This window comes from Streptomyces sp. NPDC043685 (genome assembly GCF_056436585.1).
Genome location: NZ_JBWKCH010000006.1, coordinates 266713 through 291863 on the forward strand (window position 1 = coordinate 266713; position 25151 = coordinate 291863).

General features: G+C 72.9%; 11 protein-coding genes. 5 read left to right on the forward strand and 6 right to left on the reverse strand.

The features are described 5' to 3' along the window. Positions 1-178: 178 nt before the first annotated feature. Complete coding sequence (locus tag AC0665_RS21250; protein WP_478705574.1) at positions 179-1780, reverse strand: aspartate aminotransferase family protein; 1602 nt, start codon at positions 1778-1780, stop codon at positions 179-181. A gap of 188 nt (positions 1781-1968) precedes the next feature. Here AC0665_RS21250 and AC0665_RS21255 point away from each other — a divergent pair, with 188 nt between their 5' ends. Then, the gene (locus AC0665_RS21255; RefSeq protein ID WP_468402706.1) at positions 1969-2514 is read left to right on the forward strand and encodes a flavin reductase family protein; all 546 of its coding nucleotides are present in this window, start codon (positions 1969-1971) and stop codon (positions 2512-2514) included. A 133-nt stretch (positions 2515-2647) separates the two neighbouring features. On the opposite strand, the gene AC0665_RS21260 is transcribed toward AC0665_RS21255, so the two are convergent. From AC0665_RS21260 to AC0665_RS21280, 5 genes are all read right to left on the reverse strand, one after another. Further along, positions 2648-3841 (reverse strand): acyl-CoA dehydrogenase family protein, encoded by a 1194-nt coding sequence (locus tag AC0665_RS21260; RefSeq protein ID WP_478705709.1) that lies wholly within the window; start codon positions 3839-3841, stop codon positions 2648-2650. Positions 3842-3898: 57 nt separating this feature from the next. Beyond that, complete coding sequence (locus AC0665_RS21265) at positions 3899-4336, reverse strand: YybH family protein (RefSeq protein ID WP_468402710.1); 438 nt, start codon at positions 4334-4336, stop codon at positions 3899-3901. A gap of 47 nt (positions 4337-4383) precedes the next feature. Then, positions 4384-5808 carry a flavin monoamine oxidase family protein gene (locus AC0665_RS21270; RefSeq protein WP_468631505.1) on the reverse strand — a complete coding sequence of 475 codons (1425 nt, stop codon included), beginning with the start codon at positions 5806-5808 and terminating at the stop codon, positions 4384-4386. Positions 5809-5916: 108 nt separating this feature from the next. After that, positions 5917-6297: a YybH family protein gene (locus tag AC0665_RS21275; RefSeq protein WP_468631506.1), complete on the reverse strand. Its 381-nt coding sequence runs from the start codon at positions 6295-6297 to the stop codon at positions 5917-5919. Positions 6298-6557: 260 nt separating this feature from the next. Then, the gene (locus AC0665_RS21280) at positions 6558-7145 is read right to left on the reverse strand and encodes a maleylpyruvate isomerase N-terminal domain-containing protein (RefSeq protein WP_468402716.1); all 588 of its coding nucleotides are present in this window, start codon (positions 7143-7145) and stop codon (positions 6558-6560) included. Positions 7146-7391: 246 nt separating this feature from the next. On the opposite strand from AC0665_RS21280, the gene AC0665_RS21285 reads away from it, so the two are divergent. The 4 genes from AC0665_RS21285 to AC0665_RS21300 all read left to right on the forward strand — a co-directional run bounded on the left by AC0665_RS21285 (position 7392) and on the right by AC0665_RS21300 (position 25086). Beyond that, positions 7392-8567, forward strand: a complete 1176-nt coding sequence (locus tag AC0665_RS21285) for an acyl-CoA dehydrogenase family protein (RefSeq protein ID WP_363121960.1) — start codon at positions 7392-7394, stop codon at positions 8565-8567. 85 nt (positions 8568-8652) lie between these two features. Further along, positions 8653-9540 carry an NAD(P)-dependent oxidoreductase gene (locus AC0665_RS21290; protein WP_468402718.1) on the forward strand — a complete coding sequence of 296 codons (888 nt, stop codon included), beginning with the start codon at positions 8653-8655 and terminating at the stop codon, positions 9538-9540. Positions 9541-9729: 189 nt separating this feature from the next. Then, positions 9730-11151 (forward strand): flavin monoamine oxidase family protein, encoded by a 1422-nt coding sequence (locus AC0665_RS21295; RefSeq protein ID WP_478705575.1) that lies wholly within the window; start codon positions 9730-9732, stop codon positions 11149-11151. Between the two features lie 249 nt (positions 11152-11400). Further along, positions 11401-25086, forward strand: a complete 13686-nt coding sequence (locus tag AC0665_RS21300; RefSeq protein ID WP_478705576.1) for a type I polyketide synthase — start codon at positions 11401-11403, stop codon at positions 25084-25086. The last annotated feature ends 65 nt before the right edge of the window (positions 25087-25151 follow it).

Sequence of the window (25151 nt, forward strand, 5' to 3'; positions counted from 1 at the left end):
GCTTGCTCCGGCGTGCTGCGTTTCCCCGGAACCGGACCGCGCGTGACAGGTCGTCAACGCCGTCCGCTTCCCGTACTGCTCCCGGCCGAAGGCGCCGGCCCGGTCACGGCCGGCGGCGGCCGGAATGTCCCCCGGGAGTCCGCCGGTGGGGGGAGGCGGCGGACCCGTCAGGGGTGGATCAGCGGCCCGCGGCGATGAGTTCGTCGCCGGCCTGCTTGCGCAACAGTGTGCACACGTCATGCAGTCCGGCGTACAGCTGACCGAGTTCGGCGTCTGTGACATATATCGAGGGTTCGAAGCGCAACGTGCCGACCGCGCTGGCCGTCGGGAACGTCCTCACCCGGTGCCGGCGCAGCAGGTGGCCCGCCAGGAAGTAGCCGAACAGACCGCTCTGCGCGATCCGGCTCAGTTCCGGCGACGAGGCGCCGGACTGGTCGTGGAACTCCAGGCCCTGCATCAGCCCGTGCCCGCGCACGTCCGCCACCACGTCGGGGAACTCCTCGCGCAGCGCGTCGAGCTTCGCGCGCAGCGCCGCACCGCGTTCCTCGGCCTGCCGGTAGGCCGCGCCGCCGTCCCTCTCCAGCAGTTCGAGGACCTTCAGCGCGATGTGGCAGGAGAAGCTGTCCTTGGCGAAGGTCGAGCTGTGCACGATCTCGAAGTCCCGGCGGTAGCGCTTCTCGCGCACCAGCATCACCGACGCCTTCGCGACGCCGCCACCGAGCGTCTTGGCCAGGGTGTAGTAGTCACCGCGCAGGCCGATCCGGGAGCTGGCGAGCAGGGCGCCGGTGCGGCCCATTCCGCTCTGGATCTCGTCGACGACGACGGGGCAGTCGATCCGGGCGCAGAACTCCTGGATCTCCCGGGCGAACTCGGCCGACAGGACACGGATCCCGCCCTCGCCCTGGACGGGCTCGACGAGGAAGGCGCAGAAGACGGGGAACTCGTGCTCCGTCACCGTGATCCGGCCGTTCTCCACGCCCAGACCGAGCAGCACCCGGCGTTCACGCGCGTGGACGGCGTTCAGGTCCTCGGGGCTGTCGTGCGGGACGAACCGCGCCTGCGCCCCGAGCGACTTGAAGGGCAGCCGGTAGCCCTCGTTGTGGGTCAGCTGCACACTGCCGGCGAGTTTGCCGTGGAAGCCGCCCTCCAGGGCGAGGAACAGCGGCGGGGCGGCGGCGACCTCGTCGTTGCGGCGCCTGATCGCCGTCTCCAGGACGCCGACGGCGTCGTTGCCGTCGGCGGCGAGGGCGACCCCGAGCCGGGCGGCCGCCTCACCGTGCACGGTGGCTGTTCCCCCGGCCACCGCGGCGCGGGCGGCGGCCAGTTCGGCGTCGACGGAGCGCAGCAGCTCCGACACGCGTAGACCCCGGTCCAACTCGGCGTGCTTGACGGCGGCTTCCACCGCTTCCGCGCCACTGTTGCCGAAGATGGCGTAATAAGGCTCGTCGTCGGAGAGTTCACGCGCGATGATGCGGTTCAGTTCGGCGGCCAGCCGGTTGGCGTAGGGGTGGCGCGAGAACTGGGCGTGGATCGGTGTATGTTCGGCGAGCAGCTGACGGGCGTACGCGGTGATCTCGGGGTGGTGGTGGCCGAGCAGTACCGAGCCGTAACCGCCGGCGAAGTCCACGACCGGGACCTCGGTGCCGTCGTCGTCGCGTAGGTACAGGCTGTTTCCCTCGGCACGCACGTATTCCACCGCCAGTCCCGCGGTGTCGAGTACCTGGCGCAGATAGGGCTCGGCGAGTTCGCGTACCGCGGCCGCGGCGGAGGTCTCAGTCATGACCTCAGGGTCCGATGGCCGGGTAAACGTCCGGTCACTGAGAGGTCATCGGTCACGCCCGGTCACTGAAGGCCCACCGGTTACCCGGGCATGAAGTGACCGCGAGACACCGCGGTTACGTTGATGGCGCCGGCTGCCCCTGATGTGCGGACGGCCCAGACGTGTCCCGTGACCCATCGGAGAGTGGCATGAATTCCGCGTCCGCCGAACTCGATCACGCCGCCGTGCGTTCCGGTCACGAGCCGGTACGCCCGGACCGGTTGCGTGGGGTGATGTCCCGCTTCGCCACCGGTGTCACGGTCCTCACCGTGGGCGGGGAGCACCTGCACGCCATGACGGCGAACGCCTTCAGCTCGGTCTCGCTCGATCCCCCGTCGGTGCTGTGCAGCGTCGGGCACAGCGCGGTCATGCACGATGCCCTCACCGGCGCCGGGCGCTTCGCCGTGAACATACTCGGCGCCCACCAGGAGTCCCTCGCCCGGCACTTCGCCGACAAGAGCCGCACCCTGGGCGCCGCCCAGTTCGAGCGGGTGGACTGGCGTGCCGGCGAGCACACGGGCGCCCCGCTGCTCGAGGACTCGGTGGCGTGGCTGGAGTGCGAGCTGACCGAGTCCCACGCGTTCGGCGACCACACCATCTTCATCGGCACCGTGCTGGCGGCGGGCCAGGGCGCGGCCGGTGACGAGCTGCTGTTCGTCAACGGCCGCTTCGGCAAGCCCGCCACCGTCTCCTGACCGCGCCGGTCCCGCCGGCCGCCGCCGGGACCGGCGGACGCGGCAGGGGCGGCACCACCTCACCGGTGGTGCCGCCCCTGCCGCGTGTCACGGCCCCCGCCCTCGCCGGGGGCCGTGCGTCACGGGAAGTCCGTCACAGGAAGTACGTGCCCGGGTCCATGCCGACCAGGACCCGCCCCTGTACCTCCAGGTTGGCGTCCCGCTGGACCAGGGCGTGCAGCGAGAAGCCCTGGATGTCGCGGTGGAAGCGCTGCAGGGGGACCTCGCGCCGGATGACCGAGCCGCCGCTCGCCGTGTACAGCAGCTCCACGGCCTCCTTGGCCAGCTGCGCCGCGTACGCCGTCCGGCCGCGGATCACGGCCTTCTGCTCGTCGGTGGGCTGCTCGCCGGCGTCGGCCCGGCTCTGGAGGACCTCCAGCCAGAGGTCCGCCAGGGCCTCGGCGGCGTCGATCTTGTTGGCGGCGGTGGCGACCTGGATCTGCGTGAGCGGGTGCAGCTTCTGGTCGGTCCAGTCCGTGTACGTGATGCCGCGGCCGGGCAGCCGCTCCAGGAACAGCTCGTAGGCGCCGCGCGCGATGCCGGTGAACGCGGCGGTGACGCCGGAGAGGACGTAACCGAGCAGTCCGTAGTTGCGGCCGGTGGCGCCCGTGTTCTCGCGGTCACCGGTCGCGCTGACCATGGCCTCCTCCAGGGAGACCACGCGATGGGCGGGGACGAAGACGTCCTGGGCGGTGGTGGTGCAGCTGCCCGTGGCGGCTCCCGCGCTGACGTGCCAGTCGTCGGTGACCTCCAGCTCGGAGACCGGGACCAGCGCGACGAGTTCCTCGTGGGTCCCGTCGGGACGCTCCACCATCGCGGCGAGCAGGTCCCAGTCGGCGCCCCGGACACCGGAGTTGTAGCCCCAGGTGCCGTTGAGCCGGTAACCGCCGTCGACGGGGGTGAGGGTGCCGGTCGGGGCGAAGACGATGGACACCCGGGTGCCGCCCCCGGCGAACACCTCCTGCTGGGCCCGGTCGGGGTAGAGGGAGGCGCACCAGGTGCTGGTGAGCCACACCATGGTCAGCCACCCGGTGGACGGGCAGCCGCGGGCGACCTCGGCGATGACCTTGAACTGGTCGGCGACGCCGAGGTCGAGCCCGCCATGGGCGCGGGGCACCGCGGCGCGGAACACCCCCGCCTTCTCCAGCAGCCGGATGTTCTCGTCGGGGATCCAACGCTGTTCCTCCGCGTCCGCGCCGTTCGCGCGCAGCGTGGGCACGGCGTCGCGTACGGCGTCCAGCACGGACGCCAGGGCTTCCTGATCGGTCACTGTCTCTCCTCGGGCCATCGGGATTCTCGGCATGGCGGAGCCCCCCTGGGGTGCCAGGGGGGCTCCCGGGACGCGCTAGTCGGCGACGAGACCGGTCGCGGCCACCGGACGGTCGATGGCCATCAGCCAGCGGCCGTCCTCGGTCTTGCGGAGCACGTCGGTGCAGACGCCCTCCAGCCGGACCGGCTCGCCGTCGGGGCCGGTGGTGTCGATGGAGTACTCGACCCCGATCAGGGCCACGTCACCGGCGACATAGGAGTGGGTGACACTCGCCTTGAGGGTCGGCTTCGAGGCCAGGAACTCCTTGAAGAACGCCAGCCGGTCGGCGCCCGTCAGGGGCTCGCCGGAGAAGTTCGACACCGAGTCCTCCAGGTAGAGGCGGTTGAACAGCTCGCCGTCGCCCGAGTTGAAGACCTGGATGAAGATCTCGTTCTGGATGTCCGTGTCGGACGTGAGGTCGGGGCGTTCCGGGTCGAAGGGCACGGTGAAAGACGTGGCCGGCGTGGTTGACATGGGGATGCGGTTCCCTTCCGGGGGGTGGGTGGGTGATGCCTCGGTGGTCATTCCTCGCCCGCTGCCTGCCGGGCGGCACGCAGACCGGACTCGATGGCGCCGTCGATGTAGCCGCTCCAGCCGTTGGCTATGTCGCCGCTGGCGAAGGAGAGACGCCCGCTGGTGTAGGTGACCTCCGGGTAGAGCGTGGTGAGCTGCCGCGGCTTGCGGAACGCCCAGCCGCCGCGCGCGTACGGGTCGCGGCCCCAGTCGTGCGCCTTGACGCCGATGACGTCCAGGTTCACGCCGAGCTGCTGCACGGCCTTCTTCACCTGGGCCGTGCTGGTCGGATCGAGCTGGGGATCGGTGCTGAAGGCGACGTAGAGCATGCCGTCGGAGGTCTCCTTGAACGGCAGCAGCATGGGGATCGGCGAACCGCCCTCGGCGCCCTGGCCGTAGACGCGGCCGGCTCCCTTGCGGGCGTGGATCCACAGCTTGACCGCGTTCGTCACGGCGATGCCCTGACTCGTCGCCGTGGTGAGCGCCGGGGGCAGGGACGGGCTGAACTTGACCGTGCTCAGGGCGTTGACCGGCATCGCGACGACGACCGCGGTGGCGCTGTAGCGCGTGCCGGAGGTGGTGGTGACGTACACCAGTGACCCCGTGTCGTTCACCGAGGCGACCGGCGAGCTGAGCCGGATCGTCGGTTTGGCCTCGTCGACCATCGCCTGGAGCAGCGCCTTGGTGCCCTTGGCGATGCGCCAGCGCATGGTGTCGTTCCAGCCGGCGTTGGTGTGACCGGCCAGGGCCCACCAATGGGCGAACATGGTGAAGGCACCGGCTGTGCTCGAGCCGCCGGCGTAGACCGCCGTCTGCCCGTTGACGAGGAGTTCCTCCTCGGGCGTCAGGGCGAGCTGGGTCAGGCGGTCGCGCAGCGTCAGCTTGTCCAGGCTCTGCAGCAGGTCGGCCCGGTGCAGGGGCTGGAACGGCTTGTCGAAGTACGTCCGCGTGCCGTCGAACATGCGCTCGAAGACGGTGCCCATCCGGCCGAAACCGTCCTCGGGCGTGAACTGCCGCGGGCCGTTCGGCGTCGGCAGCCAGGTGGTCGAGATCGGCTCGTCCTCCTCCAACGCCAGCTTGTAGCGCGTGAGTTCGGCGCCGAGGTAGGGCTGGGTCGGCTCCACCCAGGTCCCGCCGCGCTCGATCAACTGTCCGCCGTAGGTGTCCGTCCAGGTGCGGCCGCCGATGCGGTCGCGGGCCTCCAGGACGAGCACCCGCTTGTTCCGGGCGCGCAGTTCGCGGGCCGCGGTGATGCCGGCGAAACCCGCGCCGATGACGATGACGTCCCAGTCCGCCGCGGCGCCGCGGGTGGCGGCCGAGGCCGCCGGGGCGATCGGGGCGAGGGCGGGTACCGTGACGGCGGCCGCCCCGGCCGCCTTGAGCAGGGTGCGGCGTGTCGGCCGCCGCCCGCTGATGGGTCCGGTGCTGTGCATGGTGCTGTGTGTCCCCCGTGTACTAAGTGCGGGCCCGCCGTGCGGAACCGGCATCTCACTCATGAGCCAAGGTGTTCTCGGTGCTGCGTGCCGTGGCGCTCGCGCCGGTCAGCTGGCCTGGCCGTACGGGTCGTCGATGGCGTAGCGCCACACCCCGTCCTCGCCGCGGGTCAGCACGTCCACCCCGACACCGGCCAGGTGCTCGGTGGCGCCGTCGGCGCCGGTGATGTCGATCGTCCAGTCGACGATCATCAGCGCGGTCTCGCCGGTCACGAACACCTGCCGGGGCTTGGCCGCCATGCGCGGCCCGGCCTCCAGGAATTCCCGCTGGTACTTGCGGCGTTCGTCACCGCTGAGCGGCTTGCCCGGTTCCCAGACGGCGATCGCGTCGGCGGTGTAGAACTTCTCGACCGTCTCGTAGTCGCCGGCGTTGACGGCCTCCACGTAGCGGGCGGTGTGGTTTTCCAGTTCCGCGATGAGCTCGGACATGGCGGAAATCGACCTGCCTTCTTGGCTGGAGAAACGTTTGAGGGGAACGTCCAGAGGAAGAAACGTTCCACGCGGGTCCTGCACGGTGGTGCGGGTGCTCGTGCATTTCCGTGGCCGACACTATTCGGGCGAGTTCAACGTTCCAGCCACGCTGCGGTAATGCCGTGGTCTCCCGGCGGGCGGGGCCGGACACGACAGTGCCGCCGGGCGACGGTGTGCGAGTCGCCCGGCGGCACGTGAACGGGAGGGCGGGGGCGGCCTCAGGCCTGGCGCACCCGGCCGTCCCAGCGCCAGGCGCCGCGGCGCGGCAGCCCGGGCAGGGTGGCGCGTCCTGTGCACCACAGCAGCGTCTCGGCGGGGGAGTGGCCGGTGGGCGCGTCGGGGAAGAGCCGCTCGACCACGGGCGCCGCCAGGGTGTCCGAGGGCGTGTACTCCACACCCACCCCCTGCGCGATGTCCCGCCCGTGCACGACGAGTTCGAGCACGCCCATCGCGGCGAAGCCGGCCGCGTCGGAGTGGCCGTAGGGGTGCCAGGCACGGACCTCCGGCGGGGTGTCGCGGACGGTGCCGGCGAGCAGCGTGCCCGCGATCCGGATGCCCTCCAGTGCGGCCGGCACCGGGGCATGGCCGTCGATCGAGGAGAAGAGGGTGATGTAGCGGTCGGTCGGGCGGGCGATGAGCAGGCCCGCGTACCCCACCACCCCGAGCGCGATGTGCGAAAGCGTCTCCCGGCAGCTCCAGTCCAGATCACCCGCCTTTCCGTGCCAGTTCTGATCGGCTCCCTTTTCGAGTGCCGAGGTGGTGTCCTCGGCCGCCGTCCGTACGAGTTCGGGCCATGAAAGAGTCATGCTGGGATGGTCCCACACCGGCCTTTGCGAGCACCCTCCGATCATTTTCCGTCCACTGTCCGGTAATTGCCCGGTAATGGCGCGTCAGATCGCCTCCGGTTTCCGGAGGTACGGCAGTGATGACCGGCCGATGAGTGTGCCCTTACTCATTTCCCCGAGCCCTTCAGTAAGGTTTTGAACTGCCGGGGAGCGTTGGGTTCTCACGCCTCTCGACCGGCAGTAGGAATCACAATCGAGGAGCCGTAAATGGCCACGAACGACGACCTGGCAGCCGTACTGGAAGCCGTGGACAGCATCGTCCCGACCCTGCGGGAGAACGGCCGCGCCGCCGAGGACCGCGGCTGGCTGCTCGACGAGAGCATCGAACTCCTGGAGAAGGCCGGGGTGTTCCGCATGGCCGTGCCGCGCCGGTTCGGCGGGCTCGACCTGCCGCTCGCCGACCAGGCCCGGGTCATCACCGAGATCGGCCGCGGCTGCCCGGCCGCCGCCTGGGTGACGATGGTGTGGGTGACGAGCACCTGGACGGCGACGCTCTACCCCGACCGGGCCCAGGAAGAGGTCTTCGCGGCCGGCTCCGTCAAGATCTCCAGCGCCTTCGCGCCCACCGGCGTCGCCGTTCCCACCGAGGGTGGCTACCTCCTCAACGGCACCTGGAAGTTCAACACCGGCTGCAAGGGCGCCGACTGGGACTTCACCGCCGCGATGGTGCGCAACCCGGACGGCACCGAGGGCGAGATCATGGCCCTCGTCCCCATGTCCGACCTCAGGATCGTCGACGACTGGGACGTCTCGGCAGGCGCCGCCACCGGCAGTGCCACCGCGATCGCCGAGGACGTCTTCGTGCCGGCCCACCACGCCGTGTCCTTCGAGGAGGTCATGGTCAGCGCGACCGGTGACCGCTCCAACACGGGCGCCACCGGCCGCAACTACGGACTGCTCAGCTTCGTCATGGCCGAGTGCGCCGCCGTGTTCATCGGCATCGCGCGCGGCGCCTACGAGCTGTTCCTGGAGCGCCTCCCCGGCCGCGGCATCACGTACACCGACTGGACCGACCAGAAGCTGCACCCGCTCACGCAGATCCAGGTCGCCACGGCCGCCAACAAGATCGACGCCGCCGAGGCCCTGTCGACCCGCTGGCTCACCCTCCTCCAGGAGCGCGCCGACGCCGGCGAGCAGCCCACCGACGAGGAGAAGGCCATCGTGCGCGGCCAGACCGGCTTCGCGGCCCAACTGGCCAAGGAAGCCGTGCAGATCCTCTTCGAAGCCGGCGGCGGCTCCGTCATCCGGCGTGACGTCCACCTGCAGCGCTTCCACCGCGACATCCAGGGCTTCTCGCTGCACGCGCTCGCCAACGCCGACGTCAACCTCGAACTCCAGGGCCGCGTCCTGGTCGGCCTGGAGCCCGGCACCGTCTTCCTCTGAGTCGACGCCCCGGACCCCTCTTTCACCGGCGCGCCCGGCGCGCCGGTTCGCTCAGCACACCACTTCGTACTGGAGGAACTGATTCATGGGTGACAACCACACCTCGGTGTCGGTGCTCGGCCTCGGCCTGATGGGGCAGGCCCTGGCCGCCGCCTTCCTGAAGGCGGGCCACGCCACCACCGTGTGGAACCGCTCGGCGGACAAGGCCGACGGCCTCGTCAAGGACGGCGCCGTCCTCGCCGCGACCCCCGCCGACGCCGTCGCCGCGAGCGACCTGGTGGTCGTGTGCGTGTCGACGTACGACGTGGTGCACGACGTCATCGGCTCGCTCGGCGACGCCCTGCGCGGCAAGACCGTCGTCAACCTGACCACGGGCTCCTCCGAGCAGGCCCGGCAGACCGCCGAGTGGGCCGAGAAGAACGGCGCGCAGTACCTCGACGGCGCCATCATGATCACCCCGCCCGGCATCGGCGCCGAGACCTCCGTCCTCTTCTACGCCGGTGACCAGGCCGTCTTCGACGCCCACGAGCCCGTGCTGAAGCTCCTGGGCGGCGGCACCACCTACCTCGGCACCGACCACGGCAAGCCCGCCCTGTTCGACGTGTCCCTGCTCGGCCTGATGTGGGGCGCCCTCAACAGCTTCCTGCACGGTGTGGCCATCGTGGAGACCGGCGGCGTCAAGGCGCAGGAGTTCCTGCCGTGGGCCCACATGTGGCTCGACGCCATCAAGATGTTCACGGCCGACTACGCCGCGCAGATCGACGCCGGTGACGAGAAGTTCCCGGCCAACGACGCCACCCTGGAGACGCACCTCGGTGCGCTCAAGCACCTCGTCGAGGAGTCCGAGGCGCTCGGTGTCGACACCGAGCTGCCCAAGTACTCCGAGGCGCTGATGGAGGGCATCATCGCCCAGGGCCACGCAAAGAACAGCTACGCCAGTGTCGTGAAGGCATACCGCCGCCCCGCCAAGTGACCGGGTCCGGTATTCGCCTCACCCCCTGACGAAGGGGCCGTTTCCGAATCCCCCGTCGGAACCGGCCCCTTCCCCATGCCCGGAACACCGGCGTTCCGTATCGGCCGCGCCGCTCTTCCCGTGTTTTCATCCGCCGATTCCGAGTGCTTTCCGTCCGGCATTTCCCGCTCTTCGCGAAAGGTGTGTTCCATGACCGAGAACGGCGACAGCACGACCCCTCGCGCCCACGGGCGTCCCACCAGACGAACGCTGCTGAAGGCGGCGGGCGCCACCGCGCTCACCGCCGGTGCCGTCACCGCGGCGGCCTCCTCCGCCGCCGCGGACGACAAGCCCTACGACGCCATCGTGATCGGCGCCGGTTACGCGGGTGGCACCGTCGCCCGCGAACTGGGCGCCCGCGGCATGAGGGTCCTGGTGCTGGAGGCGCGCGGCCGGATCGGCGGCCGCATCGAACCCGGCACACTGGCGGGCCAGCCCATCGAACTTGGCGGCGGCTGGTTCGGCCCCGGCCAGAACCTCGTGGCCCGCGAACTCAAGCGCTACTCGCTGACCACCAGCGAGGACGTGCACGCCACCCGCATGGTGATGCCCGGCCCGAACGGCTACACCAGCCACTCCCCGCAGGAGGCCGGAGCCCGGCTCAACAGCCTGTTCGCGGACTTCTACGCCGGCTCCGAGCAGTACTTCGAGCGGCCCTACGAACCGCTGTACCGCAAGGACCTGCTGGCGTCCGTGGACCGCCTCTCGCTCGCCGACCGCATCGCCCAGCTCCAGCTGACCGGGGTCGACCACGACTGGGTGAGCGGCGCCACCTCGGTGTTCGCCGGCGGCAACCGCACCGGCTCCCTCACCGGCCTGGCCCAGTGGTACCAGCTCGCCGGCGGCACCTACGACAAGTTCCTCTCCGTGATGAGCGAGCTGCCCGAGGGCGGCATGATCGCCGTCCTGGAACGCATGCTGCGCGACTCCGGGGCGACCGTCAGCCTCAACTCGCCGGTCACCGCCATCCGCGAGCGCGGCGGCCTCACCCATGTCGAGGTCCGCGGCGGACGGGTGTACCAGGCCCCGGTGGTCGTGCTCGCCACGCCCGTCAACATGTGGTCCACGCTCACCTTCGAGCCGGGCCTGCCCAAGGTGTACGCCGACGCCGCCCGCGAGGGAATCGGCGTACCGCACGCCACCAAGCTGTGGCTGCGGGTGCGGGGCACCTCCGAGGCGGTGTCCGCCCAGGCCCCCGAGGGCGCCCCCATCCTGCTGCTGATCCCGCAGAAGCAGCTGCCCGACGGCCGCATCTTCGTCGCCTTCACCGGGCCCGCCCTCGACGTGTCCGACCCGCAGGCGGTGCGCGCCGCCGTCCGCGGGCTGCTGCCGGAGGCCAGGGTCGTCGAGTACCGGGCCAAGGAATGGCACAAGGACCCGTACGCGCGCGGCGGCTGGGGCCTGCGCAGGCCGGGACAGCTCCTTCGTCAACTGCCGGACATCCAGCAGCCGTTCGGACGCATCGTCTTCGCGGGCGGTGACATAGCGAGCGGCTGGAACGGGGCCTTCGTCGAAGGCGCCCTGGAGTCCGGCTTCCGTGCCGCGGAACAGGCCGCCACCCTCGCCGGCTGACCGACGGCAGCGCCATGACCGGGCGGTGGGACACGGGGAGTGCGGTCCCCGTCCACCGCCCGGTCATGGCGCCTTCTCTTTTTCTCCTGTCCCTTTCGGCCGCACATCTCTCGTACGTCGCTCGCGCCGAATTACCGAAGCGAGGACGGACACTGAGAAGGGGGAGAGACCCCCCTGCCTACGATCGGGCCGAACATTTCCCCACTCAGCAGTCTTGCGGTAATGCGGCCGAAAGGGCAGTCGAGCGCGATGACGAATCAGCACCCGTCCGAATCGATCGAAACGCGCCGTGCACGGAGCGAGGAAATCGCCGTCGTCGGCCTTTCCTGCCGTCTGCCCGGAGCCGGGGATCCCCAGGCGTTCTGGGACCTGCTCAGCACGGGCTCCTGCGCCATCACCCCCGCCCCGGCGGACCGGTGGCGGTCCGCGACCGGCGAGGCCGCGCCCGAGGGCACCGCACCCGGTCTGCGCCACGGGGGTTTCCTCGAACGTGTCGACACCTTCGACGCCGGCTTCTTCGGCATCGCCCCGCGCGAGGCCCGCGTCATGGACCCGCAGCAGCGCCTCGTGCTCGAACTGGCCTGGGAGGCCCTGGAGAACGCCGGGATCGTCCCGGCCACCCTGCGCGGCAGCCGCACCGCCGTCTTCGTCGGCACCCTGCGCGACGACTACGCCGCCCTGCTCTACCAGCACGGCGCCCGGACCGTCACCCAGCACACCATGACCGGCGTCAACCGCGGCGTGATAGCCAACCGCGTCTCCTACCACCTCGGACTGCGCGGCCCCAGCCTCACCGTCGACTCGGCCCAGTCCTCCTCACTGGTCGCCGTGCACCTGGCGTGCGAGTCCCTGCGCGCCGGCGAGTCCGACGCCGCCATCGTCGCCGGGGTCAACCTCAACATCCTCGCCGAGGCAGCGGTGGCCGGGGAGCGCTTCGGCGGCCTGTCCCCCGACGGCACCACCTACACCTTCGACGCCCGCGCCAACGGCTTCGTACGCGGCGAGGGCGGCGGAGCCGTCGTCCTCAAGCCGCTGTCCCGGGCCCTCGCCGACGGCGACGACGTCCTCGGCGTCATCCACGCCAGCGCCGTCAACAACGACGGCGCCACGCCTGGACTGACCGTGCCCGGCCAGGACAGCCAGGAGCGGGTCCTGCGCGAGGCCTACGAACGCAGCGGCCTCGACCCCCAGGCCGTCCAGTACGTCGAACTGCACGGCACCGGCACACCGGTCGGCGACCCCGTCGAGGCCGCCGCACTCGGCGCGGTGCTGGGCGTGGCGCGCTCCGACGCCGGTCCGCTGCGGGTCGGGTCCGCCAAGACCAACGTGGGCCACCTGGAGGGCGCCGCGGGCATCGTCGGCCTGATCAAGACCCTGCTGGCCCTGCGCCACCGCCGCCTGCCCGCCAGCCTCAACTTCGAGACCCCGAACCCGGCGATCCCGCTGGCCGAACTCGGTCTGGAGGTGCAGCGCGAGACAGGCGACTGGCCCGCTCCCCACCGGCCGCTGATCGCCGGTGTCTCCTCGTTCGGCATGGGCGGCACCAACGCCCACGTCGTCGTCGGTCAGGCCCCGGCCACGCCGTCACCGGCCACACCGGCGGCCGCCGCCCCCGAGCAGGACGGCGTCCTGCTGCCCTGGGTGGTCTCCGGGCGCGGCACCACCGCCCTCGCCGCCCAGGCCGACCGGCTGCGTGCCGCCGTGACCGCCGAACCCGCGCCCCGTCCCGAGGACGTCGGCCGCTCCCTGGCCACCACCCGCACCGTCTTCGAACACCGGGCCGTCGTCCTCGCCGACGACCGTGCCGGCATGGTCGCCGGCCTGACCGCCCTGGCCGAGGGCCGGCCCGCGCCGCAGGTCGTCACGGGCACCGTCCGCCCCGGCACGACGGCCTTCCTCTTCACCGGCCAGGGCGCCCAGCGCACCGGCATGGGCCGGGAACTGCGCGCCGCCTTCCCGGTGTTCCGCGCCGCCTTCGACGAGGTGTGCCAGGCCTTCGCCCCGCTGCTCGACCGGCCCCTGGCCGAGGTGGTGGACTCCGGGACCGGCCTGGACGACACCGCCTGGACCCAGCCCGCGCTGTTCGCCGTCGAGGTCGCCCTGTACCGCCTGGTCACCTCCTGGGGCATCACCCCCGGCCAGGTGGCCGGCCACTCCATCGGCGAGATCGCCGCCGCCCACGTCGCGGGCGTGCTGTCCCTGGACGACGCGGCCCGCCTGGTCGCCGCCCGCGGCCGGCTGATGCAGGAACTGCCCGCCGGCGGAGCCATGGTCGCCGTCGAGGCCACCGAGGACGAGGTGCTGCCCCTGCTCGCCGCGCAGGACGGGCCGGTGGCCGTCGCCGCCGTCAACGGGCCGCGCGCGGTGGTGCTCTCCGGCGCACTCGACGGCGTCACGGCCGTCGCGGAGCAACTCGCCGCGCGGGGCCGCAAGACCCGTCGCCTCACCGTCAGCCACGCCTTCCACTCGCCGCTCATGGACCCGATGCTGGAGCCGTTCCGCGCGGTCGTGGAGGAGCTGACCTTCCACGAGCCGCGGATCCCCGCCGTGTCCACCGTCACCGGCACCGCCGTCGAACCGGGCCAGTGGACCTCGCCCGCCTACTGGGTCGAGCAGGTGCGCCGCCCCGTGCGCTTCCTCGACGCCGTACGCACCCTGGAGAGCCTGAGCGCCGCCACCCTGCTGGAGCTGGGCCCCGACGGCGTCCTCACCGCACTGGCCGCCGCGAGCACCGGGGACACCGCTCCCGTCGCCACGCTGCGCGCGGGGCGCGCCGAGGTCCGCTCCCTGCTCAACGGCGTCGCCGCCGCGTTCGTCCGGGGCACGCGGGTCGACTGGGCGGCCGTGCACGACGGCGCCCCGGGCCGCCGCGTCCCCCTGCCCACCTACGCCTTCCAGCGCGAGCGCCACTGGATCGACGGCCCCGCCGCCCCCGCTGTGCGGACACCGGGACCGGACCGGCCCGACGCCGAGCCCACCGCACTCCCGGCCGCCCCGGCTCACGACGCCACCGCCCTCGTGCTGGAGCGGGTCGCGGCCGTCCTGGAGCACACCGACGCCGGGCGGGTCGACCCGCACGCCGCGTTCAAGGACCTCGGCTTCGACTCCCTGATGACGGTCGAGCTGCGCGACGCCCTCGCCGCCGCCACCGGCCTGAAGCTGCCCAGCGGGCTGCTGTTCGACCATCCCACCCCGGCCGCCCTCATCGCCCACCTCACCACCCTCCTCGCCGGCCCGGACACCGCCGCCGCCGACGACGACCGCGCGGACACCACCGGCGACATGGCGCACGAGCCCATCGCCATCGTCGGCATGGCCTGCCGTTACCCGGGCGGTGTCACATCCCCCGAGGACCTCTGGCACCTGGTCGCCGAGGGCCGGGACGCCATCTCCGGCTTCCCTGGCGACCGGGGCTGGGACGCGGACCTCTACGACGCCGACCCCACGCACGGCGGGCACAGCACCGTCCGCGAGGGTGGCTTCCTGCACGACGCCGCCCTGTTCGACAACGAGTTCTTCGGGATCTCGCCCCGCGAGGCCCTCGCCATGGACCCGCAGCAGCGCCTCCTCCTGGAGACCGCCTGGGAGGCCGTCGAACGGGCCGGGCTGGACGCCGCCGCCCTCAAGGGCAGCCGTACCGGCGTGTTCGTGGGCGCCACCGCCCTCGACTACGGGCCCCGGATGCACGAGGCCCCCGACACCGTCGAGGGGCACCTCCTGACCGGCACCACCCCGAGCGTCATGTCCGGCCGCATCGCCTACCAGCTCGGACTGCTCGGCCCGGCGGTCACCGTCGACACGGCCTGCTCGTCCTCGCTGGTCGCGCTGCACATGGCGGTGCGCTCCCTGCGCTCGGGCGAGACCAACCTGGCCCTCGCGGGCGGCGCGACCGTCATGTCGTCGCCCGGCATGTTCGTGGAGTTCTCCCGCCAGCGCGGCCTGGCCGCCGACGGGCGCTCCAAGTCCTTCGCCGCCTCCGCCGACGGCACCTCCTGGGCCGAGGGGGTCGGCCTCCTCGTCGTCGAGCGCCTGTCCGACGCCCTCCGCAACGGGCACCGGGTGCTGGCGCTGGTCCGGGGCAGCGCGATCAACCAGGACGGCACGGGCAACGGTCTGACCGCCCCCGTCGGCCCTTCCCAGCAGCGCGTCATCCGCGACGCCCTGTCCGACGCCCGTCTCACGCCCGCCGAGGTGGACGCGGTGGAGGCGCACGGCACGGGCACCCGGCTGGGTGACCCGATCGAGGCGCAGGCGTTGCTGGCGACGTACGGCCAGGACCGTGAACGTCCTTTGCTGCTGGGGTCGTTGAAGTCGAACATCGGGCATGCGCAGGCTGCCGCCGGTGTCGGTGGTGTGATCAAGATGGTGCAGGCGATGCGGCACGGTGTGCTGCCAAGAACCCTGCACGTGGATGAGCCGTCGCCGTTCGTGGAGTGGGACGCGGGTGCGGTCGAGTTGCTGACCGAGGAGCGTGAGTGGGCCGCCCGCGAGGGTGTGCCTCGGCGCGCGGGTGTCTCGTCGTTCGGGATCAGCGGGACGAACGCGCATGTGGTGGTCGAGGAGTTCGTGGCACCCAAGGAGGAGGCGGTCGTCGAGCGGCCGGAGCCGTCCGGTCCTGTTCCGTTCGTGCTGTCCGCGCGGGACGAGACGGCGCTGCGCGCCCAGGCCCAGCGCCTGCACGACCACGTCACGAAGAGCGGCACGCACCCCGCCGACCTCGGCGCCTCCCTCGCCCTCACCCGCACCGCCCTGCCCCGGCGCGCCGTGGTCACCGCCGCCGACACCGACACGCTCCTGACCGGGCTCGCCGCCCTGGCCCGGGGCGAGGACACCCCCCGGATCGTCATCGGCGACGCCACCGGCGCGGGCCGGACCGCCTTCCTCTTCACCGGGCAGGGCGCCCAGCGCGCCGGCATGGGCCGCGAACTGTACGCCGCCTCCCCGGTGTTCGCGGCGGCCCTCGACGAGGTGTGCGCGGCCCTCGACGAACACCTCGACCTGCCGCTGCGCACGGTGATGTTCGCCGACGCGGACAGCGAACCCGGCCGGCTGCTGCACCGCACCGCCTGGACCCAGCCCGCGCTGTTCGCCGTCGAGGTCGCCCTGTTCCGGCTCCTCGCCCACCACGGGACCACACCCGACCTCCTCGCCGGGCACTCCATCGGCGAACTCGCCGCCGCCCACGTCGCGGGCGTACTGTCGCTCGCCGACGCGGCCCGGCTGGTCGTGGCCCGTGGACGGCTCATGGAGGCGGCCCGGCCGGGCGGCGCCATGATCGCCGTGGAGGCCACCGAGGCCGAGATCGCCCCCGACCTGGAGAAGTCGGCCGGCCGCCTCGACCTCGCCGCCCTCAACGCCCCCGACTCACTGGTGATCTCGGGCGACGAGGACGCCGCGGAGGAACTGGCCCGGCAGTGGCGCGACCGGGGCCGCCGCACCCGCCGGCTCCAGGTCAGCCACGCCTTCCACTCGCCCCACATGGACGACGTCCTGGACGAGTTCCGCGCCGTCGCCGAGAGCCTCACCTTCCACCCGCCGCGCATCCCGATCGTCTCCACGGTCACCGGTGACCTCGCCGGCCCGGACGAGCTGACCTCGCCCGCGTACTGGGCGCGGCAGATCCGCCGGCCCGTCCGGTTCGTCGACGCCGCCCGGGCCCTGCACCGGCACGGCGCCACCGTCTTCGTCGAGACCGGCCCCGACGCCGTGCTCGCCCCGCTGACCCGCGCCGCACTGGCCGACACGGACGCGGTCACCGTCCCGCTGCTGCGGGCCGCGCGCCCCGAGCACGAGACCTTCCTCGCCGGTGTCGCCGCTGCCTGGGCGGGCGGCGCGCCGCTCGCCGCCGAGACCTTCCACCCCGGCGCCCGCCTCGTCGACCTGCCGACGTACGCCTTCCAGCGGGAGCGCTACTGGCTCGCCCCCGAACGCCCCCGCGACGCACGGGGACTGGGCCTCGAGCCGGCCGGCCACCCGCTGCTGCACGCCTCGGTGCACCTGGCCGGAAGCGACGGGCTGGTGCTCACCGGCCGCCTCGCCGCCGCCGACCAGCCCTGGCTCGCCGACCACACCATCACCGGCACCGTCCTGGTGCCCGCCACGGCGTTCCTGGAACTGGCCCTGGCCGCCGCGGGCCGCCTCGGCATCGACCGGATCGACGAACTCACCCTGGAAGCCCCCCTGGAGCTGCCGGAGCAGGGCGCCGTGCGCGTCCAGGTCGCCGTCGGCGCACCGGACGCCTCGGGCAGCAGGCCGGTGGAGATCCACGCCTGCCCGGACAACGGCCCCGACGCCGAGCGGCTGTGGACGCGGCACGCCTCCGGCACCCTCGGCGGCACCCCGCAGACCGGACCCGATCTGAGCCAGTGGCCGCCCGCCGACGCCGACGAGATGCCCCTGGACGACGTCTACGAGCGACTGGCCGCACTCGGCTACACCTACGGCCCGGCCTTCCAGGGCCTGACACGCCTGTGGCGCACGGCCGACGCGTTGTACGCCGAGGTCACCCTGCCCGGCGCGCACCAGGACGGCGCCGGCCGGTTCGCCCTGCACCCCGCCCTCTTCGACGCCCTGTTGCACCCGGTCGTGCTGCACGCCGCCGACGACGACACCGCGGCGGACACCATCCGGCTGCCGTTCGCCTGGTCCGGAGCGTCCCTGCACGCCGGCGGCGCGGACACCCTGCGGGTACGGATCGAGCCCGGCGGGTCCGGCACCTACGCCCTGTACGCGGCGGACGCCGTCGGCGCCCCCGTCATGAGCGTGGAGTCCCTCGCCCTGCGCCCGGTCGCCAAGGACCGGCTCCGTTCCGCCCCACGGCTCGGCGACGCCCTGTACGCCGTGGAGTGGACACCGGTCACGGCACCCGAGGGCGACACCCCGCACATCGTGGAGGCCGCGGACCTCACGCAGGTGGACGCCACGGCGGAGGTGGTGCTCGTCCACGCCCCCGCCCGTGACGGACGCGACGACGTGGCGGCCGGCGCCCACCACACGACGGAGGCCTTCCTGCGCCTCGTGCAGGACTTCCTCACCGACGAGCGCCTGACCGACGCACGCCTCGCTGTGGTCACCCGGGGCGCTGTCGCCGCCGCGGCCGACGAGGACGTCACCGACCTGACCCAGGCCCCGCTGTGGGGTCTGCTGCGCAGCGTGCAGTCCGAGCATCCGGACCGGGTCGTCCTGATCGACGCGGACCGGTCCGTCGACGACCGACTCCTGGCCGTCGCTGTCGCTTCGGGTGAGGCGCAGGTGGCGGTGCGGTCGGGTGGGTTGGTGGTGCCCAGGTTGCGGCGGGCTGTGCCGGGTGATGCCGGTGAGGTCGTCTGGGGTGAGGGTCCGGTGCTGGTGACCGGTGGTACCGGGGGTCTGGGTGCTGTGGTGGCCCGTCATCTCGTGGGGGTTCATGGGGTGCGGTCGCTGGTGCTGGTGAGCCGGCGTGGTGAGGCGGCTCCGGGTGCGGGGGAGTTGCGGTCGGAGTTGGAGGCCGCGGGTGCTTCGGTGACGGTGGCGGCCTGTGATGTGACGGACCGGTCGGCGCTGGCCGGACTGCTGGCCGGGGTGGGTGAGTTGTCGGGTGTGGTGCATACGGCGGGTGTGCTGGACGACGTGACGGTGGAGGGGCTGACCGCTGAGCGGTTGCAGGCGGTGTTGCGTCCGAAGGTGGACGCGGCGTGGCATCTTCACGAGCTGACCCGGGGCATGGGTGTGAAGGCGTTCGTGCTGTATTCGTCGGTGTCGGGTCTGCTGGGGACGGCGGGGCAGGCGAACTACGCGGCGGGCAACGCGTTCCTGGACGCGTTGGCGGCGCATCGCCGGGCGGCCGGACTGGCCGCGACCTCCCTCGCCTGGGGCCTCTGGGACGGCACCCACGGCATGGGCGGCACCCTCGGCGACGCCGACCTGGCCCGCTGGACCCGCCAGGGCATCCGGACCCTCACCCCCGAGCACGCCCTGGCCCTGTTCGACGCCGCCCTGGCCGGCGACGACGCGCTGCGCGTCCCCGTGGTCCTCGACCAGCGGGCGTTGCGTGCCGACTCCTCGCCCCTGCTGCGCGAACTGGCCCCGGCCCCCCGCTCCCGGCGCACGGCCGCCCGGGCGGCCGACGCGGACGCCGAGGGCACCACCTGGGCCCAGCGGATCGCCGCCCTGCCGCAGGAGCGGCGGCGCGAGACCGTCCTCGACCTGGTCCGCGGCATCGTGGCCGGCGTCCTCGGCCACACCGACCCGCAGCGTCTCGATCCCAAGCGCGCCTTCAAGGAGAGCGGCTTCGACTCGCTCGCCGGCGTCGAACTGCGCAACCGCCTGAACAACGCCACCGGCCTGCGGCTGTCCGCCACCGTCGTCTTCGACCACCCCACGCCCGACGCGGTCGCCGACCACCTGCTCAGCCGCGTCGCGGACACCGCGGCCCCGGCACCGGCCCGCACCGCGCCACGCGCCACCGCCCATGACGAACCCATCGCCATCGTCGGCATGGCCTGCCGCTACCCGGGCGGTGTGGCCTCACCGGACGACCTCTGGCGGCTGGTCGCCGAGGGCGGGGACGCCATCAGCGAGTTCCCCGGCAACCGCGGCTGGGACCTGGACGGCCTCTACGACCCGGACCCCGCCCACACCGGCACCTCCTACGTCCGGCACGGCGGCTTCCTGCACGACGCCGACCGGTTCGACCCCGCCTTCTTCGGGATACCGCCGCGCGAGGCGACCGCCATCGACCCCCAGCACCGGCTGCTGCTGGAGACGGCCTGGGAGGCGTTCGAGCACGCCGGCATCGACCCGACCGCTCTGCACGGCTCCGACACCGGCGTGTTCACCGGCGCCATGTACGACGACTACGCCTCCCGCCTCGCGGCGAGCCCCGAGGAGTACGAGGGCTTCCTGCTCGCGGGCAACCTCTCCAGCGTGGTGTCGGGCCGGCTCTCCTACACCTACGGTTTCGAGGGCCCGGCGGTCACCGTCGACACCGCCTGCTCGTCCTCCCTGGTCGCCCTGCACCTGGCGGCGAACGCGCTGCGCAACGGCGAGTGCTCGCTCGCCCTCGCCGGCGGCGTGACCGTCATGGCCGGACCGGGCGTCTTCGTCGAGTTCTCCCGCCAGCGTGGTCTGTCGCCCGACGGCCGCTGCAAGTCCTTCGCGGCCGCCGCCGACGGTGTGGCCTGGTCGGAGGGCGTGGGCCTGCTGGTCGTGGAGCGCCTGTCCGACGCGGTGCGCAACGGGCACCGGGTGCTGGCGGTCGTCCGGGGAAGCGCGGTCAATCAGGACGGCGCCTCGAACGGCCTGACGGCACCCAACGGCCCGTCCCAGGAGCGTGTCATCCGCCAGGCGCTGGCCTCGGCCGGACTGTCCCCCGCCGAGGTGGACGCGGTGGAGGCGCACGGTACGGGCACCCGGCTGGGTGACCCGATCGAGGCGCAGGCGTTGCTGGCGACGTACGGCCAGGACCGTGAACGGCCGTTGCTGCTGGGGTCGTTGAAGTCGAACATCGGGCATGCGCAGGCGGCTGCCGGTGTCGGCGGTGTGATCAAGATGGTGCAGGCGATGCGGCACGGTGTGCTGCCAAGAACCCTGCACGTGGATGAGCCGTCGCCGTTCGTGGAGTGGGACGCGGGTGCGGTCGAGTTGCTGACCGAGGAGCGTGAGTGGGCCGCCCGCGAGGGCGCGCCGCGGCGCGCGGGTGTCTCGTCGTTCGGGATCAGCGGGACGAACGCGCACGTGGTGGTCGAGGAGTTCGTGGCACCCAAGGAGGAGGCGGTCGTCGAGCGGCCGGAGCCGTCCGGTCCTGTTCCGTTCGTGCTGTCCGCGCGGGACGAGACGGCGCTGCGCGCCCAGGCCCAGCGCCTGCACGACCACCTCGACAACCACCCCGAGCAGCCCCTCGCGGACGTCGGCTGGTCCCTCGGCACCCGCAGGGCCCGGCACAGCCGAGGAGCCGTGGTGGTCGCCGGGCACCGCGCCGAACTGCTCGACGGACTCGCCACGCTGAGCCGCGGCGCGACCAGTCCCACCGCGCAGCGCACCCCCGCGTCCCCGCGCGGCAAGACCGCCTTCCTGCTGACCGGGCAGGGCGCCCAGCGCCTCGGCATGGGCCGCGAACTGTACGCCGCCTCCCCGGTGTTCGCGGCGGCCCTGGACGAGGTGTGCGCCCACCTGGACCCCGAACTCATGCGCCCGCTGAAGTCGGTGCTCTTCGCCGCGCAGGACAGCGCGGACGCCGCACTGCTCGACCAGACGGCGTTCACCCAGACCGCGCTGTTCGCCCTGGAGACAGCGCTGTTCCGCCTTGCCGAACACCACGGTCTGACCCCGGACTTCCTGCTCGGTCACTCCATCGGCGAGGTCACCGCCGCCCACCTCGCGGGCGTCCTCGACCTGCCCGACGCCTGTGTCCTCGTGGCCGAACGCGGCCGGCTGATGCAGGCCGCGCGGGAGGGCGGCGCCATGGCCGCCGTGGAAGCCGGAGAGGACGCGGTTCGCGCCGCACTCGCTCCCTACGGCGACCGCGTCGCGGTGGCCGGCGTCAACGGACCGCGCGCCACGGTCATCTCCGGCGACGCCGGCGCCGTGGACGAACTCACCGCCCGGTTCAAGAAGGACGGGGCACGGGTCAAGCGGCTCCCGGTCAGCCACGCCTTCCACTCGCCCCACATGGACGAGATCCTGGACGAGTTCCGCGCGATCGCCGCGGACCTCACCTTCCACGAACCGCGCATCCCCGTCGTCTCCAACGTCACCGGCCGACTGGCCACGGCCGAGGACCTCGCCTCGCCCGACTACTGGGCGCGCCACATCCGGCAAGCCGTCCGCTTCCTCGACGGCGTGCGTCTCCTGGAGGCGGCCGGGGTCACCGAGTGGCTGGAACTCGGTCCCGACGGGGTGCTGAGCGCCCTGGTCGCCGAGTCCCTGGAGCAGACCCCCGGGACCGTGACCCCGGCCCTGCGCAGGGGACGCCCCGAGCCGGAGGTGTTCACCGCCGCCCTCGGCACGCTGGCCGCTCGCGGCGCCGAGGTGCGCTGGGAGACCGTCTTCCCCGGCGCGCGGGGCACCGACCTCCCGCTCTACGCGTTCCAGCGGCAGCGCTACTGGCTCGACGCGCCCACGACCGTCACGGACGCCGCGGGCTTCGGACTCGTGGCGGCCGACCACCCGCTGCTCGGCGCGGCCGTCCCGCTGGCCGACCGTGACGAACACGTCCTCACCGGACGCCTGTCACGCGGCACGCACCCCTGGCTGACCGAGCACACCGTCTCCGGAACGGTGCTCGTGCCCGGCACCGGACTGCTCGAACTCGCCCTGAGGGCAGGCGAACAGCTCGGCGCGGCCACGGTCGAGGAACTCACCCTGGCGGCCCCACTGGTGCTGCCCGAGCGCGGCGGCGTGCACCTCCAGGTGTCCGTCGGCGCCGAGGACACCGACGGGACCCGCCCGGTGCGCATCCACGCCCGGCCCCACGGCGACCCCGACCACGACGGGACCTGGACCCTCCACGCCCACGGCACGCTGGGCACCGGCCCCGGCACGACCGCCGAGGCGCTCACGGTCTGGCCCCCCGCCGGAGCCCGCGAGATCGACCTCACCGGCGCCTACGAGCGGCTCGCCGAGCAGGGGTACGGCTACGGGCCCGCGTTCCGCAACCTGCGCCGCCTGTGGAGGGCCGGGGACGACCTCTGCGCCGAGGTCGCCCTCGACGAGGACCGGCGCACCGAGGCACGCCGGTTCACCCTCCACCCGGCACTGCTCGACGCCGCCCTGCACCCGCTGCTTCCGGGGGTCGCCGGTGACGAGGGCCGGCCGTTGCTGCCGTTCTCCTGGGCCGGGGTGAGCACGAGTGGCGCCGGAGCGTCCGTACTGCGCGTCCGGCTCGCCGGAGCCGCGGCACCGGCCGCCGCGAACGGCGGCTCCACGACGGTCGCGCTCACCGTGGCCGACGGGTCGGGCGCACCGGTCGCCGACGTGGCGGAGCTGACCCTGCGCCCGCTGTCCGCCCAGTCGCTGCGCGCCGCGGACACCGGCTCCGCCGACGGCCTGCTCAGGGTCGAATGGACCCGGCCGGCCGCCGAGGAGACCACGGCCGACCTCTCCACCTGGGCCGTCCTCGGCCGCGCGTCGGACCTCGGCCTGCCGGACGGCGCGGTCCGCTCCTGGACCGGCCTCGACGAGCTGGCCCGAGCCCTCGACGCGGGCGCGCCCACCCCCGCGATCGTCCTCGCTCCCCACGTCCCGGCACCCACCGGCGACCCGATGCCGGACACCGCGCGGGAGGCGGCGCACCGGGCGCTCGTCCAGGTGCGGTCCTGGCTCACGGACGACCGGTTCGCGAGCTCCCGTCTCGTCGTCGTCACCCGGGGCGCTGTCGCCACCGCGGCCGACGAGGACGTCACCGACCTGGCGCACGCCCCGCTGTGGGGCCTGCTGCGCACGGTACAGACCGAGAACCCGGGCCGCATCCAGCTCCTGGACCTTGACGCCACGGACACGACGGCCCTCACCGCCGCTGTCGCTTCGGGTGAGGCGCAGGTGGCGGTGCGGTCGGGTGGGTTGGTGGTGCCCAGGTTGCGGCGGGCTGTGCCGGGTGATGCCGGTGAGGTCGTGTGGGGTGAGGGTCCGGTGCTGGTGACCGGTGGTACCGGGGGTCTGGGTGCTGTGGTGGCTCGTCATCTCGTGGGGGTTCATGGGGTGCGGTCGCTGGTGCTGGTGAGCCGGCGTGGTGAGGCGGCTCCGGGTGCGGGGGAGTTGCGGTCGGAGTTGGAGGCCGCGGGTGCTTCGGTGACGGTGGCGGCCTGTGATGTGACGGACCGGTCGGCGCTGGCCGGACTGCTGGCCGGGGTGGGTGTGTTGTCGGGTGTGGTGCATACGGCGGGTGTGCTGGACGACGTGACGGTGGAGGGGTTGACCGCTGAGCGGTTGCACGCGGTGTTGCGTCCGAAGGTGGACGCGGCGTGGCATCTTCACGAGCTGACCCGGGGTATGGGTGTGAAGGCGTTCGTGTTGTATTCGTCGGTGTCGGGTCTGCTGGGGACGGCGGGGCAGGCGAACTACGCGGCGGGCAATGCGTTCCTGGACGCGTTGGCGGCGCATCGCCGGGCTGCCGGACTGGCCGCGACCTCCCTGGCCTGGGGCCTCTGGGAGGAGACCAGCACCATCACCGGTCACCTCGCCGAAGCGGACCTGCGCCGCCTGGCCCGCTCCGGCCTGCTGCCGCTGGCCACCGACGACGCGATGGCCCTCTTCGACGCCGCCCCGGCCACCGGTGAGAGCCTGCTCGCCGTCACCCGGCTCGACACCCGGGCGATCCGCGCCCTGGGAGACCGGGTGCCGCCCCTGCTCGCCGGGCTCGTCCGCGGACCAGGCGCCCGCCGCACGGCGACGCCGGGGGACACGTCCCCCGGCCGCCCCGAGGGCCAGGGTCTCGCCGAACGGCTCGCCGCCCTGTCCGCGACCGACCGGGAACGGGCCCTGGTGGATCTCGTGCGCGGCCGCGTGGCCGCCGTCCTCGGACACGCCGACCACACGGCCATCGACGCCGACCGGCCGGTCCAGGAGCTCGGTTTCGACTCCCTGACCGCCGTCGAGCTGCGCAACCAGCTCGCCGCCGAGACGGCACTGCGGCTGCCGACCACCCTGGTCTTCGACCAGCCCACCCCCAGGGCGCTCGCCGGCTACCTGGCCGATCGCCTCACCGTCGAGGAGACCGTGCCGGACGAGCCGGTGCTCGCGGAACTGGCCCGGCTCGAGGCCGCCATCGAGGCGGCCGCCACGGACGCCTCCGCCCACAGCCGGATCACCGCCCGCCTGCGGGAACTCCTCGACACCGCCGACAGCGCGGCCGGGGCGTCGGCCGGAACCCCGACCGGGGCATCGGGCCAGGACCCGGACGACGACCTGGACTCGGCGACCGACGACGAACTGTTCGCGCTCGTCGACGAGCTGAACTGAGCCACCGCCCCCTTCGACACCGATCACCACACGACACACGGGAGTTGACACACCATGGCGGGCGA

Bases quoted from the DNA above. Each gene is read 5' to 3' on its own strand.
- AC0665_RS21250 (WP_478705574.1), bottom strand. From the start codon at position 1,780: ATGACTGAGACCTCCGCCGCGGCCGCGGTACGCGAACTCGCCGAGCCC.
- AC0665_RS21255 (WP_468402706.1), top strand. From the start codon at position 1,969: ATGAATTCCGCGTCCGCCGAACTCGATCACGCCGCCGTGCGTTCCGGT.
- AC0665_RS21260 (WP_478705709.1), bottom strand. From the start codon at position 3,841: ATGGCCCGAGGAGAGACAGTGACCGATCAGGAAGCCCTGGCGTCCGTG.
- AC0665_RS21265 (WP_468402710.1), bottom strand. From the start codon at position 4,336: ATGTCAACCACGCCGGCCACGTCTTTCACCGTGCCCTTCGACCCGGAA.
- AC0665_RS21270 (WP_468631505.1), bottom strand. From the start codon at position 5,808: ATGCACAGCACCGGACCCATCAGCGGGCGGCGGCCGACACGCCGCACC.
- AC0665_RS21275 (WP_468631506.1), bottom strand. From the start codon at position 6,297: ATGTCCGAGCTCATCGCGGAACTGGAAAACCACACCGCCCGCTACGTG.
- AC0665_RS21280 (WP_468402716.1), bottom strand. From the start codon at position 7,145: ATGACTCTTTCATGGCCCGAACTCGTACGGACGGCGGCCGAGGACACC.
- AC0665_RS21285 (WP_363121960.1), top strand. From the start codon at position 7,392: ATGGCCACGAACGACGACCTGGCAGCCGTACTGGAAGCCGTGGACAGC.
- AC0665_RS21290 (WP_468402718.1), top strand. From the start codon at position 8,653: ATGGGTGACAACCACACCTCGGTGTCGGTGCTCGGCCTCGGCCTGATG.
- AC0665_RS21295 (WP_478705575.1), top strand. From the start codon at position 9,730: ATGACCGAGAACGGCGACAGCACGACCCCTCGCGCCCACGGGCGTCCC.
- AC0665_RS21300 (WP_478705576.1), top strand. From the start codon at position 11,401: ATGACGAATCAGCACCCGTCCGAATCGATCGAAACGCGCCGTGCACGG.